The sequence below is a fragment of the Paenibacillus sp. FSL P4-0113 genome (assembly GCF_038009305.1).
Classification (GTDB): Bacteria; Bacillota; Bacilli; order Paenibacillales; family Paenibacillaceae; genus Paenibacillus; species Paenibacillus polymyxa_D.
In genome coordinates, this window is sequence record NZ_JBBPAZ010000001.1 from 923,807 (window position 1) to 940,762 (window position 16,956).

At 44.7% G+C, this 16,956-nt stretch carries 17 protein-coding genes; 3 read left to right on the top strand and 14 right to left on the bottom strand.

What is annotated here, in order from left to right:
- Positions 1–512 precede the first annotated feature (512 nt).
- The 7 genes from MKX46_RS03420 to pdhA all read right to left on the bottom strand — a co-directional run bounded on the left by MKX46_RS03420 (position 513) and on the right by pdhA (position 9,013).
- Entirely contained in the window at positions 513–2,000 is a 1,488-nt protein-coding gene (locus MKX46_RS03420) for a glutamate synthase subunit beta (RefSeq protein WP_069011727.1), read from the bottom strand.
- Positions 2,001–2,238: 238 nt separating this feature from the next.
- Positions 2,239–2,727: a dihydrofolate reductase gene (locus tag MKX46_RS03425; protein WP_069011722.1), complete on the bottom strand. Its 489-nt coding sequence runs from the start codon at positions 2,725–2,727 to the stop codon at positions 2,239–2,241.
- A gap of 17 nt (positions 2,728–2,744) precedes the next feature.
- The gene (thyA, locus tag MKX46_RS03430) at positions 2,745–3,539 is read right to left on the bottom strand and encodes a thymidylate synthase (protein WP_069011721.1); all 795 of its coding nucleotides are present in this window, start codon (positions 3,537–3,539) and stop codon (positions 2,745–2,747) included.
- 252 nt (positions 3,540–3,791) lie between these two features.
- Positions 3,792–5,213, bottom strand: a complete 1,422-nt coding sequence (lpdA, locus tag MKX46_RS03435; protein ID WP_039271311.1) for a dihydrolipoyl dehydrogenase — start codon at positions 5,211–5,213, stop codon at positions 3,792–3,794.
- Positions 5,214–5,216: 3 nt separating this feature from the next.
- Positions 5,217–6,830: a 2-oxo acid dehydrogenase subunit E2 gene (locus MKX46_RS03440; RefSeq protein ID WP_208332708.1), complete on the bottom strand. Its 1,614-nt coding sequence runs from the start codon at positions 6,828–6,830 to the stop codon at positions 5,217–5,219.
- 34 nt (positions 6,831–6,864) lie between these two features.
- Positions 6,865–7,845, bottom strand: a complete 981-nt coding sequence (locus MKX46_RS03445) for an alpha-ketoacid dehydrogenase subunit beta (RefSeq protein WP_013310510.1) — start codon at positions 7,843–7,845, stop codon at positions 6,865–6,867.
- Positions 7,846–7,945: 100 nt separating this feature from the next.
- The gene (gene pdhA / locus MKX46_RS03450; RefSeq protein ID WP_029517443.1) at positions 7,946–9,013 is read right to left on the bottom strand and encodes a pyruvate dehydrogenase (acetyl-transferring) E1 component subunit alpha; all 1,068 of its coding nucleotides are present in this window, start codon (positions 9,011–9,013) and stop codon (positions 7,946–7,948) included.
- A 255-nt stretch (positions 9,014–9,268) separates the two neighbouring features.
- Between pdhA and MKX46_RS03455 the strand changes: the two genes are divergently transcribed.
- A complete protein-coding gene (locus tag MKX46_RS03455; RefSeq protein ID WP_025724149.1) occupies positions 9,269–10,003 on the top strand; it encodes an alpha/beta hydrolase in 735 nt (244 codons plus the stop codon).
- Between the two features lie 143 nt (positions 10,004–10,146).
- Here the strand turns inward: MKX46_RS03455 and MKX46_RS03460 are convergent, their stop codons facing one another.
- Positions 10,147–10,611 (bottom strand): low molecular weight protein-tyrosine-phosphatase, encoded by a 465-nt coding sequence (locus tag MKX46_RS03460; RefSeq protein ID WP_029517442.1) that lies wholly within the window; start codon positions 10,609–10,611, stop codon positions 10,147–10,149.
- A 148-nt stretch (positions 10,612–10,759) separates the two neighbouring features.
- Between MKX46_RS03460 and MKX46_RS03465 the strand changes: the two genes are divergently transcribed.
- Both MKX46_RS03465 and MKX46_RS03470 read left to right on the top strand, forming a co-directional pair.
- Positions 10,760–11,401: a thiamine diphosphokinase gene (locus MKX46_RS03465; RefSeq protein WP_341070909.1), complete on the top strand. Its 642-nt coding sequence runs from the start codon at positions 10,760–10,762 to the stop codon at positions 11,399–11,401.
- A 279-nt stretch (positions 11,402–11,680) separates the two neighbouring features.
- The gene (locus MKX46_RS03470) at positions 11,681–12,178 is read left to right on the top strand and encodes a C40 family peptidase (RefSeq protein WP_069011717.1); all 498 of its coding nucleotides are present in this window, start codon (positions 11,681–11,683) and stop codon (positions 12,176–12,178) included.
- A gap of 66 nt (positions 12,179–12,244) precedes the next feature.
- Here the strand turns inward: MKX46_RS03470 and MKX46_RS03475 are convergent, their stop codons facing one another.
- The 6 genes from MKX46_RS03475 to MKX46_RS03500 form a co-directional block, all read right to left on the bottom strand.
- On the bottom strand, positions 12,245–12,937 hold the full coding sequence (locus MKX46_RS03475) for a response regulator transcription factor (RefSeq protein WP_341070910.1): 693 nt from the start codon (positions 12,935–12,937) through the stop codon (positions 12,245–12,247).
- Positions 12,938–13,079: 142 nt separating this feature from the next.
- A complete protein-coding gene (locus MKX46_RS03480) occupies positions 13,080–14,141 on the bottom strand; it encodes a ThiF family adenylyltransferase (protein ID WP_341070911.1) in 1,062 nt (353 codons plus the stop codon).
- Positions 14,138–14,905, bottom strand: coding sequence for a thiazole synthase (locus MKX46_RS03485; RefSeq protein WP_341070912.1), 768 nt, complete (start codon positions 14,903–14,905; stop codon positions 14,138–14,140). The genes MKX46_RS03480 and MKX46_RS03485 overlap by 4 nt, the downstream gene beginning before the upstream one ends.
- Positions 14,906–14,907: 2 nt before the next feature.
- Positions 14,908–15,111, bottom strand: a complete 204-nt coding sequence (gene thiS / locus MKX46_RS03490) for a sulfur carrier protein ThiS (RefSeq protein WP_029517436.1) — start codon at positions 15,109–15,111, stop codon at positions 14,908–14,910.
- Complete coding sequence (gene thiO, locus MKX46_RS03495; RefSeq protein ID WP_341070913.1) at positions 15,108–16,256, bottom strand: glycine oxidase ThiO; 1,149 nt, start codon at positions 16,254–16,256, stop codon at positions 15,108–15,110. The genes thiS and thiO overlap by 4 nt, the downstream gene beginning before the upstream one ends.
- A 64-nt stretch (positions 16,257–16,320) precedes the next feature.
- The gene (locus MKX46_RS03500) at positions 16,321–16,914 is read right to left on the bottom strand and encodes a thiamine phosphate synthase (protein WP_029517434.1); all 594 of its coding nucleotides are present in this window, start codon (positions 16,912–16,914) and stop codon (positions 16,321–16,323) included.
- Positions 16,915–16,956: the final 42 nt, after the last annotated feature.

Genomic DNA, 16,956 nt, shown 5'->3' on the forward strand with positions numbered 1-16,956 from the left:
TCCATTCCTTCCTGACGGCCTTCTGTTTCTCCTCCATGAATCATACATATACATGGATATTAATGAAAACACAGGTATCCCGGCCTCATGCAAAAGGAGCCTTCTCCCGACGAAAGCTCCTTTGTAAATTCATTTAGTCAAACGCTTCAACAATATACGTGTATTATACCATAGATACCATGGTTCTCTCAGGTCATGATTTTAAATAGTCACCGAAAGTTATGTGTATGTTAATTTACATCACACATATATATCAGATTTTCTTGTGAAATAATTCTTTTTTCTATAAAAAAGCTACACTAAACACTCTTTTTTATGTTATGATCAATTTGGATAAGAAATATATGGTGATACGATTAAATTTAAGTTATATTATATAACATATATTTCACAATGTTTCACAGCTCAATAATCATTTATTCATTTTTCGCTTCTGGCAGACTCAGCTTGAAATACAATAAAGCCCCATCCGAAGATGGAGCTTTGACTGATCCGTAACATAAAATTTATAATTACACCAAAACGGTAGCGCCCATGAGGTATTTATCAACTTCACGCGCAGCTTCTCGACCTTCATTAATAGCCCACACAACAAGACTTTGTCCGCGACGCATATCACCTGCAGCAAAAACCTTATCCACATTAGTAACATATTTTCCATAACGTGCTTTAACGTTGGAACGACGATCCGTCTCCAAGCCAATTTGCTCTACAATCGTTTGCTCAGGACCATCAAATCCAATGGCAATAAGAGCAATTTGTGCAGGGAATACGCGCTCCGTACCTGGAATCGGTTGATAGATTTTGCGCCCTGTTTCATCAACAATCCGTTGAATTTGAATGGTGTGCAGCTCTTTCAGATTACCGTTTTCATCACCTACAAATTTGGTCGTCATGATGGAGAACTCACGTGGATCTTCTCCGAACAGCGCCTTAGCTTCTTCCTGTGCATAATCAAGAGAGTACACGTTTGGAAATTGTGGCCAAGGATTGGCAATCGGGTCACGCTCCATAGGTGCTTTGGTATGTGTGCCAAATTGAGTGACACTCCGACAACCATGACGCAAAGAAGTAGCTACACAGTCCGAACCCGTATCACCGCCACCGATTACAATAACGTCCTTACCTTGGGAAGACAAATAGTTGCCATCTTCCAGATTGGAGTCCAAGTAACTTTTGATGGTACCATTCAGATAATCCATCGCATAATGAACACCCTTCAAATCGCTACCTTCAATGTTGAATTCTCTTGGCTTCGTAGAACCACCGCATAGAACAACAGCATCATATTCACCAATCAACTGATCGGTAGGGATATCTTTGCCGATTTCCGTATTGGTGATGAATTGAATACCTTCAGCCTCCAGCAAATCCACACGCCGCTGAACAACCTTTTTATCCAATTTCATGGACGGTATGCCATACATCAATAATCCACCCACACGATCTGCACGCTCATACACAGTCACGCTGTGCCCTGCTTTGTTAAGCTGAGCCGCTGCAGCCAAACCTGCCGGACCCGAACCGACAACAGCCACTCGTTTGCCTGTACGCTTTTCTGGCGGATTAGGGACAACCCAGCCTTCCTCAAAACCCTTTTCGATAATAGCTTCCTCAATGGTTTTAATTGTAACAGACTGTCCGATCAGTCCCACAGTACATGAACCCTCACATGGCGCAGGACAAACACGACCTGTGAATTCTGGGAAGTTATTCGTTTTGTGCAGCCGCTCTAGCGCTTCCTTCCACAAACCACGATATACGAGATTGTTCCATTCCGGAATGAGATTATGAACCGGGCAGCCTAAAGTTGCTCCCATGATATCCATCCCCGTATGACAATAAGGGGTTCCGCAGTCCATACAACGCGCCCCTTGGGTACGCAGCTCTTCCTCAGACATATGCTTATGGAATTCTTCCCAATCCTTTATACGCTCTGCCGGGTCCCGGTCTGTAGGAAGCTGTCGTGTGTATTCCATAAATCCAGTTGGTGTAGACATGTTACGTTCCCCCATCTCTTCGCTTATGAACCCCGATCATCCATTCAGAATTTAAGTCAAATTCGAATTTGTCTATTTGTATTATGAAAGGGTCTGTTCTCATTGAATTTGATTTATTGTATCACAATACAGCGTAAAAGTGATGAAAACTTATGCAACTTTCTGCATCAACAGCCAAAAGGATTTTTTATATGGTTTATTAATTTTTCAAATGAGTGGGGTCGGATATAGTCTATTCTTATTCGGTTCTCTCGTAAACAACAAAACGATACTCATAGGGATTTTTGTCATCCTTGATACCTGGGGTCTCACTAACTATATTCCAGCCGTTCCAATCCAGCTCAGGGAAGGTTGTATCGCCTTCAAAAACCTCCTCAATCCGAGTCACAATCAGCCGATCAGCATGTGGCCAAAACAGTGAATAAATCTCTGCTCCTCCGATGACCATTAACTCTTCCTGCTTTGCTAATTGGAGTCCTTCTTCCATTGAATGAATTACTTCCGCACCTTCCGTCTGATAGCGCAGATCTCGGGTCAAGACAACGTTACGCCGGTTTGGCAGGCTTTTTCCTCCAAAGGATTCCCACGTTTTGCGTCCCATGAGTACCGTTTTATTAATCGTCTGCTCTTTGAAAAAGGCCATGTCTCTAGGGAGGCGCCAGGGAAGTTTGTTATCTCGGCCGATCACACCATTTTGTGCCATAGCCCATATCATTGAAATGCCCATTTTCCCACCTCCTCTAATCAAATGGCGACAGGCGCCTTAATCCCTGGATGATATTCGTAATTTTCAAAAGCAAAATCGTCGTAGGTATAATCAAAAATCGAATCCGGCTTGCGCAGAATTTTCAACTGAGGCAACGGATAAGGATCACGTTCCAACTGTGTATGCACTTGTTGCATATGATTTGAATAAATATGCACATCGCCGCCTGACCAAATAAATTCGCCGGGCTCCAAACCGCACTGCTGTGCAACCATATGCGTTAGTAATGCATAACTTGCGATATTAAACGGCAACCCTAAAAAGGTATCCACAGAACGCATCGTTAGCATACAGGAAAGCTTCCCTCCAGCTACATAGAACTGAAATACAAAGTGACATGGCGGCAACTTCATCGATTCGATTTCAGCCACATTCCAAGCACTGACAATGTGTCGACGTGAATCCGGATTTTTTTTAATAGCTTCAATGACATTCGCAATTTGGTCAATATGTTGTCCGTCTGTTGTTTCCCACGAGCGCCATTGCGACCCATATACAGGCCCCAGATTCCCCTGCTCGTCTGCCCACTCATCCCAAATGGTAACTCCGTTCTCCTTGAGATAAGAAATGTTGGTATCTCCCCGCAAAAACCATAACAGCTCATGAATAACGGATTTCAAATGTACTCTTTTGGTGGTCACCAAGGGGAAGCCCTTGGCCAGGTCAAAACGGAGTTGCCTTCCGAAAACAGATAGTGTACCTGTTCCTGTACGATCCTCTTTTTTTACTCCATTCTCTAAAATATCCTCCAGCAGTTCCAAATAGTTACGCACGTTATTCCTCTCCTTTGAGCATGAATAAAAACCTGGCATCGCCAGATTCTAATCTTTAAAATTCTTTTCTGCACCCATATCTATAGTTAGTTTATCATGTACGGTACTTCGTTGACCATGTACTGTGTGAATTTTCATGGTAGTCCTGAAAATCCTAAAGTTTGAAAAAAAAGAGACAAAGAGCGCAGATATAGCGCTCCTTGCCTCTCTTTGTCATGTATGAAAACGAAAACGAGATAATGAAAAATGGTATTAGCGACGTGGTGCCAATGCGTGGATCGGATGACCCAGCACGACTTCCGCTGCTTCCATAACGATCTCGCCCAGTGTAGGGTGAGCATGAATAGTCAAGGAGATATCTTCGAGTGTAGCACCCATTTCAATCGCCAGACCCAGCTCAGCAATAAGGTTGGAAGCTTCCAGACCTACGATTTGCGTACCCAGTACCAAACCTGTGTCAGCGTCAGCAACGATTTTCACAAAACCTTCAGCAGCGTTCAGGGAAACCGCACGACCGTTTGCTCCATAAGAGAACTTGCCAACTTTGACATTGTAGCCTTTTTCTTTGGCTTGTGACTCTGTGTAGCCTACGCTGGAGCATTCTGGATCCGTGAAAACGACAGCCGGCATACACTTGTAATCTACTACAGACGGCTCGCCTGCAATTGCTTCAGCAGCTACTTTACCTTCGTAAGAAGCTTTGTGCGCCAGAGCAAGACCAGCTACGATATCGCCGATTGCAAAGATGTGAGGAATGCTAGTACGTCCTTGGTGATCAACTTTCACCATTCCGCGCTCATCCAGTTCTAGGCCGATCAGATCCAGACCCAGTTCACCGTCTGTGTTTGGACGACGTCCAACAGTTACAAGCAGATAATCAGCAGTTACTTCTTTGCTTTCGCCGTTAACGGAGAATTTCACTGTTACGTCTTTATCTGTTTGCTCTGCACTTTCCGCTTTAGCACCAGTGAAGATTTCGATGCCCGTTTTCTTCATGCTTTTCGCAACGATCGAAGTCATATCTTTGTCGAAACCAGGAAGCACTGTATCCATACCTTCAATAATCGTTACTTTGGAACCGAATTTGGAGTACATTTGTCCGAGCTCTGCACCAATGTATCCACCACCGATTACGATCAGGCTTTTCGGAATTTCAGGCAGGTTCAATGCTTCTGTAGAAGACAGAATGCGTCCACCAAAAGGAAATGGTTTCAGTTCGATTGGACGGGAACCTGTTGCGATAATTGCATTTTTAAAACGGTAACGTGGTGATTCATGTTCGTTGAATACACGCGCTTCGTTTTCGTTGATGAACATGCACTCACCATTGAAAACTTCAACTTTGTTGCCTTTGAGCAAGCCACTTACGCCGCCTGTCATTTTCTTAACAACGCCGTTTTTGAATTCTTGTGTTTTAGCGAAGTCTACTTTTACATTTTCAGCCGAAATACCGAAAGACTCGCCATGTTTAGCTGCTTCGTATTGATGAGCTGCAGAGATCAAAGCTTTGGATGGAATACATCCACGGTTCAGACAGACACCGCCCAGCTCAGATTTGTCAACGATCAATACGCTTTGTCCTAATTGTGCGGCACGGATGGCAGCTACATAGCCGCCAGGACCCGCACCGATAACCAATGTGTCAATATCCAGAGAAGCGTCTCCTACTACCATTGATTACACCTCCATAACAAGCAACTCAGGGTTAGCGAGCAGCTGTTTGATATAGTTCATGAAGTTTTGAGCAGTTGCACCGTCAATAATACGGTGGTCAAAGCTCAGAGAAAGAGCCATTACTGGAGCGGCAACAATTTCACCGTTTTTCACGACTGCTTTTTCACTGATGCGTCCAGTACCCAAAATCGCAACTTCAGGGAAGTTAATGATTGGAGTAAAGAACATACCGCCTGCGGAACCGATGTTAGTGATGGAGATTGTGCTTCCTCTCATCTCATTTGCTGCCAATTTTCCATCACGACCGCGCACAGCCAGATCACGAATGGAATCAGCAATCATCCAGATACTCTTACGATCAGCATCTTTGATAACAGGAACGATCAAACCGTTGTCTGTATCTGTAGCGATACCGATGTTGTAGTATTTTTTGTAGACAATTTCGTTTGCTTCTTCGTCGATTGAGGCATTCAGAGCCGGGAATTGACGGGAAGCAGCAACCAAAGCTTTTACGATGAATGGCAGGTATGTTACTTTTGTGCCTTTCTTCTCAGCAATTGGTTTGATACGAGTACGGAAAGCAACCAGTTCAGTTACATCTACTTCATCCATAATCGTAACGTGCGGAGCCGTATAAGCCGATTTAACCATAGCATTGGAAATAGCCTTGCGGATACCTTTAAATGGTACGCGCTCTTCCTCAGCACGTGGATCTGCTGCTGGTGCGGATGCTGCTGCAGCTTTCGCTTCTTTCTTAGCAGGCTCTTGTGCTTTTGCAGCTTCTTTCGCTACTGGTGCAGCCGCTTGGCCTCCACCATTTTTGAAAGCTTCTACATCTTCTTTGGTGATTTTACCATTTTTGCCGGAGCCACTCACTTGAGCGATGTTTACACCTTGCTCACGAGCAAATTTGCGGACGCTAGGTGTAGCTAGTACATCTTTGTTAGAAGCAACAGGAGTTGCAGCTGGTTTAGTGTTAGCTCCGCCTTGTGCAGCATCCTGTTCTTGTTTAGCAGCAGCTGGTGCTTCTTCTTGTTCAGGAAGTTCACCCTCTGCAGCGATTACAGCTACGACTTGACCTACGTTAAAGATGTCGCCGTCTTTGGCAAATACCTCTTGTACTGTGCCATTGACCGGACAAGGAACTTCAACTACAGCCTTATCGTTTTGTACTTCCATGATGATATCTTCATCGGTTACTTTGTCGCCGGCCTTGATGTGCATCTTGATGATTTCGCCCTCGTGAAGACCTTCACCCAGCTCTGGGAATTTATATTCAAATCTAGCTGTACCTGCAGCTCCGCTTTGTGCAGCAGCACTTGGCTCAGGGCTAGCAGCTGGTGCTTCTGGTGCATCTTCTTGTTCGGGAAGTTCACCTTCTGCATCAATTACAGCTACGACTTGACCTACGTTAAAGATGTCACCGTCTTTGGCAAATACTTCTTGTACTGTACCATTAACCGGACAAGGAACTTCAACTACAGCCTTATCGTTTTGTACTTCCATGATGATATCTTCATCGGTTACTTTGTCGCCGGGCTTAATGTGCATCTTGATGATTTCGCCTTCGTGAAGACCTTCACCTAGCTCCGGGAATTTATATTCAAATTTAGCCACGTTTAAAACCTCCCAAATTTACGGTGTGCTTTAATTAAAATTCCAATACTTTATTAACCGCATCAATGATACGTGTTGGCGTTGGCAACCAAGTATCTTCAATTTGAGCAAAAGGATAAACGGTATCCGGACCTGCTACACGCAGAACGGGTGCTTCCAGATGCAGGATTGCTTTTTCGTTAATTTGTGCAATAACTTCAGCAGCTACACCGGAGCTCTTTTGCGCTTCTTGAACAACGATGGCACGATTGGTTTTTTGAATAGAAGCAACAACGGTATCAATGTCAATCGGGCTAATGGTACGCAAATCAATGATTTCTACTTTGATACCTTTTGTTTTTTCCAGCTCATCCGCAGCTTTAATCGAAGTGTGTACCATCATACCGTAAGTAATGATCGTCACATCGGAACCTTCGCGAACTACATTAGCTTTGCCCAGTTCAACTGTGTAATCATTCTCAGGAACTTCAGCGCGGAATGCATGATACAAGTTCAAATGCTCCATGAAAAACACAGGATCGTTGTCGCGAATAGACGCAATCATGAGACCTTTTGCATCATAAGGGTTGGATGGAACAACAACCTTGATACCAGGTGTTTGAGCCAGCAGGCCCTCCAAGGAATCTGTATGCAGCTCGGCTGCCTTAACACCGCCACCAAAAGGTGTACGGAATACGATTGGAGAATTGTAACGTCCACCGGAACGGTAACGCATACGGGATGCTTGAATTGCCATTTGATCAAGCGCTTCAAAGATAAAGCCTACGAACTGGATTTCAGCTACAGGGCGGAAGCCTTGAATACCCAAACCGACAGCAAGACCCCCGATTGCGGATTCCGCCAGCGGAGTATCGAATACACGTTCTTCGCCAAATTCTTTTTGCAGACCTTCTGTAGCGCGGAATACGCCACCTACATGACCTACGTCTTCACCGAAAAGCAGGACGTTAGGGTCGCGTTTCAACTCTACGCGCAGTGCGTCACGAATCGCTTCTTTCATGTTCATTTGTGCCATTTGCTTCATTTCCTCCTTAAACATTGACAGATCAATTTCAGTTCAGGTCAATCGAAAAGCAGACCGGATCGGGTTACGGCCCGGTCTCTTTCAAGTTCAATTATTTAAAATCAGCTTTTTGTTCTTCCAAGTGCTTAGGCGTTGTTTCGAACATGCTATCGATCAGGCCAGGAATTGTCATTTTCTCTGTTTTCTCGGCTTTTTTGATCTCTTCGTTCACTTTTGCCTTAGCTTCTTCTTTTACGCGAGCTGTATCTTCTTCAGTCCAAAGGCCTTTTTTCTCAAGGTATTTCGCAAAGCGGGCAATTGGATCTTTCGCATTCCATTCGCCTTCTTCTTCTTTAGAACGATATTTTGTTGCATCATCAGAAAGGGAATGCGGACGGAAACGGTACGTTACGGCTTCAATCAAAGTAGCACCTTCACCATTACGTCCACGCTCTGCAGCTTCTTGAACGGCTTTAATAACTGCAAGCACGTCCATGCCGTCAATTTTCACGCCTTTAATACCAGCAGCTACTGCTTTATGAGCGATCGAAAGAGCAGCCGTTTGTTTTGAGAATGGAGTCGTGATCGCGTAACCATTGTTTTGCACAAAGAAAATAACTGGCAACTTGTATACACCAGCATAGTTCAGGCCTTCGTAGAAATCACCTTCGGAAGAACCGCCGTCACCTGTATATGTAATGGCGACTTGTTTTTGTTTTTTCAGCTTGTAACCCATAGCAATACCCATAGCATGCAAAATTTGCGCGCCAATGATGATTTGCGGCATCAGTACATTAACACCGTCCGGCACTTGGCCGCCGTGTTGATGACCACGGGAATACAAGAAAGCTTGGTATAATGGCAGGCCATGCCAAACGATTTGCGGAATATCGCGGTAGCCTGGAGCAATAAAGTCTTCTTTTTGGAGCGCATATTCGCTACCAACCATGGTTGCTTCTTGTCCGGATACCGGAGCATAGAAACCGAGACGCCCTTGACGGCCTAAGTTAACGGCACGATCATCCCAAGTACGTGTAAATACCATTCGATACATAATTTCTTTCAATTGATCATCTGTAAGTTTAGGCAACATATCTTTATTGATAATTTCACCATCCGGAGAAAGTACGGACAGCGCCTCAACTTCCTCTGTGTAAACTTCATAAGGAACCTTGCTCATTTTCTTCACCTCAACAAAAAAATTTGAATATCAAGTTCCGCTGTTATAGGATTATTATATACCTGTTATATCGCTCGCGTCAAAGATTTAGTTATTTTTTTTGAGTTTGTCACATTTTTGTGTGTGTAACAGGGTATATTTTTTACTGTAACAGCTTAGTACATGATTGAAATTTTAAACATCTATTGCAATCAGGGTAATCTTAACTTATTGTGATCCCGAATGCAAAATAATACCCAAGAAAGGTGACGAAAAATGACGGATTCTCGGTATTTAAAACGAACCATCCTTAAAGACGAAGTAGACAGCCGCTTTCTTGGCGAGACCAGAACTCTTCGGATTTATTTGCCGCCCGGCTATAATGAAATATTGAGCTACCCGGTCGTGTACTGTCAGGACGGAGAAGAATTTTTCAATTTTGGCCGCATTGCAACTCATGCCAACCGCCTCATTCTAGATGAGGGCGTCGAACCCTTCATTATTGTAGGTGTGGAAGTGAATACAAAAATTCGAACGCAGGAGTATGCTCCCTTTGGCAATCGTTTTGAGGCGTATACCGCCTGTTTTGCAGAAGAGATTATTCCCTATGTAGAGCAAAAGTATCCTATAAGAAAAGATGCAGCGTCCCGTATTTTGGCGGGGGATTCACTGGGAGGCAGTGTGTCTCTGCATTTGGCTTTGATGTATCCTCAGTTGTTCAACCGCATTATCAGCCTCTCAGGTGCTTACTATGAAGCTTCGCAGGAAATCATCGCCCGTGAGAAAGATCTGTCTCATTTGCGGGTGTGGATGACGGTTGGCCTTCAGGAAGATGCATTTGAGAGTGATACTGGCATTTACAACTTTGTAGAGCTTAACCGTCAATGCGCAGATTTGCTGCGCGAACGGAACGCTGAAGTTTCTTACCGTGAAAAGGATGGCAAACATTTGTGGGGCTTTTGGCAAAACGAGTTGCCTGACGCGCTAATGTATTTTTTGGATCGCGCCTGAGTAAATTCTCCAAGGTAACTAAAAGGGAATGGAGCATTTGACCTACTAGGTTATAAAGCTCCTTCTTCTTTTTCATGATTTGGTTGCGCTTTCACAAATGTATAACGAAAAACGGCAATGATTGCCGTCATCTGTCGTTCACATTATAGCTTTTCTTCTACGATCTTGTCCAGCAAGGCGTCGCAACCTGCGTCCATTAATCGATAGGTCTCTTCAAAATTCCCTGTAAAATATGGGTCGGGTACTTCTCTTAATTTTTCTTGAGGGAGCAAATCCATAAATTTTAGAATATCTGCCTCCGCTCCACCTGCAATCTTTCGCATGTTTCGTTCATTAGAGTCATCCATGCACACAATATAATCAAACGCGTCAAAATCACGGCCCGTTATTTGCCGCGCCTGTATGCCTTGTTCGCTGATTCCATGCAGTTTAAGTTGCTTTAGTGTTCCCTCATGCGGAGGATTTCCGATGTGCCAGTCGCCTGTCCCGGCCGAGTCCACCCCGATTTCTGCACCCAATCCCCGTTCCTGCGCTTTATGTCTCAGTATTGCCTCCCCCATCGGAGAGCGGCAAATATTGCCCAAACACACAAACAAAACGTTAATCATTTCGTTCTCCTTCCTATTACACGTTACACTTCCTTTTTTCTGTTTCATTGTAGCCATGTCCTCCAAAATTGTGCAAGCCATATTTAACGCGGTATACTTAAAAACGATGGTATATATAGGATAGTATCAGAAAGAAAGGATGTTGATTATGACAAAAAAACGAGCGATTGTATTTTCAGGTGGTCGTCTTAATGAAGAAGATTTACATCAAATACAGCCCGATGATTTTATTATAGGTGCAGATAAAGGTGCTCTTTTCCTGATCGAGCACGGTATTACACCACATATCTCTGTAGGAGATTTTGATTCAATCACACCAGAGGAAAAAGAAAAGGTAGAATCAGCAAGCCAACGTATGATTGCGTGCGATCCAGTACTTAAAGACTTAACAGATACTGAGCTTGCTTTAGAAATCGCTATGGACGAACAGGCAGATCATGTACTGATGCTTGGTGTGACTGGTACCCGGATGGACCACACATTGGCTAATGTTCAAATATTGGTACGCGCAATGCAGCATCATATTAGCTGCGCTATTATGGACGCACATAATTATATTGAGCTCACCGGATCAACGCTTGAGATCCAGCCTATGGGCTATACATATACATCCCTGCTTCCTATGACCTCCGAAGTAACAGGCATACAACTGGAAGGATTTATGTATCCGCTGCATAATGCCACCCTCAAAATGGGACAATCGCGTGCTGTCAGTAATAAGCTAACGGCTTCAAAAGGTACGATTTCCATCAAAAGCGGTCTACTACTCGTTATTCAAAGCAAGGATTAATTATGACATTGTTGTAACCATTGTATAAATTGTTTTTCACCCAAAACCCTTGATGAACAAGGGTTTTTCCGTTTATAGAGATTTATGAATCGATATATTTTTTACAAATTGTAATTTTTAATGGTTTTTTAATAATCACTGTGTAAGTCTTGTCCCTCAAGCATTTGAGCGTTCTTTTCCAACTATTAGGCGGCTTCAAAACTGTTATACTCAACGCTGTCAGTTAGTTAGCAACTCAGCAAAATATTGCACAAATCAATTTTTGGAGGTACTTACAACATGAATATGCAGAAAATCATAAAAAAGGTAATTATAGCAGGGGTCGCAGCCACGATCGGCTTTGGTACTTTTGCAATTGAGGGAACAAATACGGCACAAGCCGCCACTACGACTTCAGTAGGCCAAAAAGTAATTAACTACGGTGAAAAATATATGGGAACTCCTTATAAGTTTGGAGCTTCCACAAGCACTACACGTAATTTTGACTGTTCTTCTTTCATGAAGCACATATTCAAGAAATACGGAGTAAATTTGCCGCGTACTTCTGTTCAACAGTCTAAAGTTGGACATGCCGTATCCAAGTCCAATTTGAAAAAAGGCGACTTAGTTTTCTTTTCAAGCGGTAGTCGTGCTACAGGACGCAACATTACCCACGTAGCAGTCTATATGGGCGGGGGTAAAATTTTGCACACTTACGGCGGACCTGGCGTGACCATCTCCGATTTGAACTCTGGCAACTGGAAAAGAACATACATTAAAGCACGCCGCGTGCTGTAGTATGAAACTCATTTTGAAATATGCGAGCCGGGACGAAAAGTTCCGGTTTTTTTTATATGCCCAATACTATTCTGATACGGTTGGTGTTCTGAGTGAATAACCAATACCTCGTTCCGTACGGATCATTTTAAACTTATACCCCTTATCTACTTTAACCCTCAAATGTCTGATATAGACGTCTACAACGTTCGTATCAACGATATAATCATGTTTCCAAACATCCTTCAGAATTTGCTGTCTGCTACAAACTTGGTTAAGATGTATCGCCAGATGAAGCAAAAGATCGAATTCTTTCGGAGTTAATTCCAGCTTTTGTCCCGCTCTGCTCACCATTCTGCTTGCATTGTCTATATGTATATCACCCGCCTCGATCGCCCTTTTCACATCACGTTCAATACCAAAAATTCGCAATAAATTAGCCACTCTAGCCTGAAAAACCCTAGGATAAAAGGGCAGAACGATCACATCATGTGCTCCTTGTTCAAAACAGGAAACAATATGGTCTTCCTCATCTGATGAAGTCATTGCTAATAGCGGGACATGAGGATGGTATTGCTGCCATGTGCGAAGCAAGCCTTGCGAAACCGTCTGTTCTTCTTCTATATTGAGCAGTAACAAATCCACAGGATTATGGGCTACATAAGAGCTTGCATCCGTCGTATTGCTAACATGTACCACCTGATAACCTGCCTGCTCCAATGGACGAACAATTACGGGAGACGCTTCATTTACATTCACAAGCAAAATTAACGGGCTCATCTTTTCACCCACCTGGTTTGGACATAGCATTACATATTGGATACGAACAAGTTTGTGTTATAATCCATTAAAGCATATTAATATTATTGTAACAAAAAAGCAGAAAATCATTCTCCAAAGAATGGCTTTCTGCTTTTATGGTTTAACCCAAATAGCGATGATACAGACTTCTTGCTTTTGCCACGTCCTTTGTCCCATGGATCAGCGCTCTGCCATCTGCAAAAACAACCAAGCGATGCTCGCTTGTACTAAAGGAAACCAAAAACGGATTTCGCTCTACTTCCCCCTCTCCCAAAGAAGCAAATCTATCTGCCGTTTCTGCAAGATTCAGATGTATCGGGTTTGCTGGTCTAATTTGAACGGTATCCCTGCCGCACAAAACATCTGTTTTCTGCCGATGAGAGGCCGACAAATATGGATACGTCGGTTGGCTACCGCAAGAAGGACAGTTCTCCTTTTTAACGCTATCTACTGCTATCGCTACATACTCATTTTTCCACAAATCAAACGAAAGTAGCTTTCCTCTCAAATCTTCCGGATATCCGCCAAGAAGTTTGAAGGCTTCCGTAGTTTGGTTAGCCGTTACCATCTGTACAGCCTGCGGAATAATCCCGGCGGTATCACAGGTTTCCCCACCAAACGGTACAGTTCCCAGCAGACAGTGAAGACAAGGCGTTTGACCCGGTAAAATGGTGTAGGTTACACCATAACTGCCCACACATCCCCCATAAATCCATGGAATCCCATGCTTGAGTGCCATGTCGTTCATAAGAAGTCGGGTATCGAAATTATCGGTTGCATCCATTATGAGATCTACCCCTTGAATCAACTCTTCCAGTTCTTCCACCCCAACATCCAGTACATGCGCATGTATAACCGTTTCCGAATTAATATCCTTTAATCTTCGCTGAGCAGCTACTGCTTTGGGACATCTTTGCGCAGCATCACTTTCCTGAAAAAGCTGCTGACGCTGCAAATTGCTCCATTCCACGTAATCCCGATCTACGAGGCTCACCGTACCTACACCCCCGCGAACGAGCGTTTCCGCAATACCTGTACCTAACGCTCCGGTACCTATGATTAGTACGTGAGAGGAAGCAAGCCGGCGTTGTCCTGTCGGTCCAAAGGGCGCGAATCTTTCCTGTCTGGAATAACGATCACTTGGATGTGTTCCTCCTGCACCGGATTTGTCAGTTACCTTCATGCCTGAACCATACCTTCTGTCGGACTGCTTGCTGAAGCGTAACGCTTTACAGGAATCATGCCCGCCTCAAAACCATATCTTCCAGCACGAACAGCCAGTTTCATGGCCTCGGCCATTTTTACCGGGTCCTTCGCTCCTGATACGGCTGTATTCAACAAAACAGCATCTGCCCCTAACTGCATCGCTATTGCCGCGTCACCGGGTGAGCGAATACCCGCATCGACAATAACCGGAACCTCCGCCTGTTCAATAATTAGACCTAATGAAAACGGATTAAGCAAACCATGTCCTGTACCAATCGGTGAAGCTCCAGGCATAACGGCATGTACCCCAAGCTCTTGTAGCCTCTTTGCTAGAATCACATCGTCCGATATGTAGGGCAGCACGATAAAGCCTTCTTCTAACAGCTTTTCACTAGCTTTCAACGTTTCAAATGGGTCCGGCAGCAGTGTCTTGCTATCCCCAATGACTTCCACCTTAATCATATCGCACAGGCCGGAGGCTTTTGCCAATTTGGCAATACGAATCGCCTCCTCTGCTGTTGTAGCCCCTGCTGTGTTGGGAAGAAGTGTATACCGGCTCAAATCCAGCATATCGAGAAAATGCTGCTTATCCCGTTCCTCCAAGTTCAATCTCCGTACAGCAAACGTCAATATTTCCGTCTCAGCAGCCTCTACGGCTTGGGATTGGATATCTAGATCAGAGAATTTTCCTGTTCCCAACAACAACCTCGAGGTAAAAGATGCTTTTCCAATGGTTAACATAATCAACCGCCTCCCACAAAATGTACAATCTCTAGGCAATCTCCATCTTTCAGTACCGCTTCATCATGATCTTCACGGGTCAATATATGCCGATTCAGCTCCACCACTACGGTTTTCACCTTTACATCAAGCTCATGTAGCAATTGATTCACATGAGTGATTCGATTAGAAAAGGTCAGGCTCTGGCCGTTAATCGTCAGCTTCATAAGCTTTTCTCCTTGAGGAGCTCAGAAGAAAAACTACTTATCCCAAATTCTGCTGCACAAGCCCCATTAAGCATAGCTGCCATCGCACGCCCGGTAGCATCACTCAGCAGGACACCGTTGCGATAATGCCCGACTGCAGCATATACGCCCTCGACCCCAGGAACAATGCCTATAAAAGGATGACCTGATACAGCCTGCGGACGTAAGCCCGCCCAAGCGCGTATAAAAGAAGCTTCACGGACGCGCGGCAGCCAGGCAGAGGCACGTGCCAGCAACCCCTCCAAGCCTCCTACGGTCACCTCTTCGTCATATTGATGTGGAAGGCTCGTTGCCCCAATCCAAAGCTCGTTATTCTGTTTAGGCACGAGGTAAATATCATCAGCATAAATGGTATATTCTAACGGGTGATCCTTCAAGGAGACCGCTACCGCTTCGCCCTTGACCGGATAAAGTGGATATTCAAACCCAACCTGCGCTAGCAATTTCATGCTATCCAAGCCTCCGGCAATAATGACCTGATCGCAGGAAAAAAAGCCACTATCTGTTCGGACACCGCAAACTCGACCATCCTGTATGACCAGTTGCTCTGCCTGTGTACCAGACCATACCGTTGCTCCCAGCACCGCAGCAGCACCTGCATAAGCACGGCAAAGCTGGACAGGAGCCACTTGTGTCTCCTTTGAACGATATATTGCCCCGATCGCTTGTTCATCCAAACCTGGAATTCGTCGGGCCAATTCTTTCGCATCCCACCAGATAGGACAATCACCCTCTCGCGTTTTAGCAGCTTTCCAGCGTTTTTGGCCTTCAGTCTCCGTACGGAAAGGGGTCACAAACCCTTCAGTACGGAATTCCACCGAAATACCTGACAAACGCTCTAGATCACAGACAAGCTCAGGGAATGCATCTCGACTTATGCGAGCAAATCGTGATAGCTCAGAGTCGGTGAACTCTTCACTTTCCGCTGCCAGCATTCCAACCGCTGCTCCTGAGGCTCCCTCACCCGGGATCAATCGTTCCAGCATAATCGTACTTCTTCCCTCCTTGGCCACATGATAAGCAATGGAACTGCCGATGACACCTCCACCTATGACCAAGCATTCAGCGTGTCCAATCACTCTTTCCTCTGTGTGTATCTTTAGCATTTGTTCCGTATCTCCTCTCCATAAACCCTTCTGCTTTCAGCTTGCCTCTACTCTCGTTTTCTCGCTACAGGCTGTGAACTACAAGGTCTGCCATTCGCCTATACTCCATTGCAGCTGCAACGGGCGACTCAGCCTCCCATATACCAGACATCACCGCAATTCCGCTTGCTCCGGCCCTATAAAGCTCCGGGATATGATGCGGTTGTATGCCGCCTAGCGCAATCACCGGAATGTTTGACAGTCTGCAAATATGTTCAAGCTGAGCTAAACCCCGCGGTACAATACCGGGCTTACAATGGGTCTCATATACGTGACCATAAAGTACATAGTCCGCTCCTGCCCGCTCAGCAATTTGCATCTCCTCCAAGGAATGTACAGACACTCCACAGCGTGTACCCTTTGGAAGTAGGCTTTTCACATCCACAACAGGTAATCCATTAGCTGGTAATTGAACGGCTCCGACCAAAGTAAGTAAAGCTACATCCACACGATCATTTACTACAATTTGTTGCAAAGGAACTTCCTGCTCCACCAGGCTGCGAGTCAAAGAAAGCAATGCAGAGGCACCATTCTGTTTTAAACGTGCGTGTACATAATGAACATACGGACAAATCACAGCAGCCACTTGGGCGGCTTGTGCAAAAGTGCCCTTTTCCATCGAAATTGCGTGTAATTCGATTTTGTCTTCACCTCACATTGG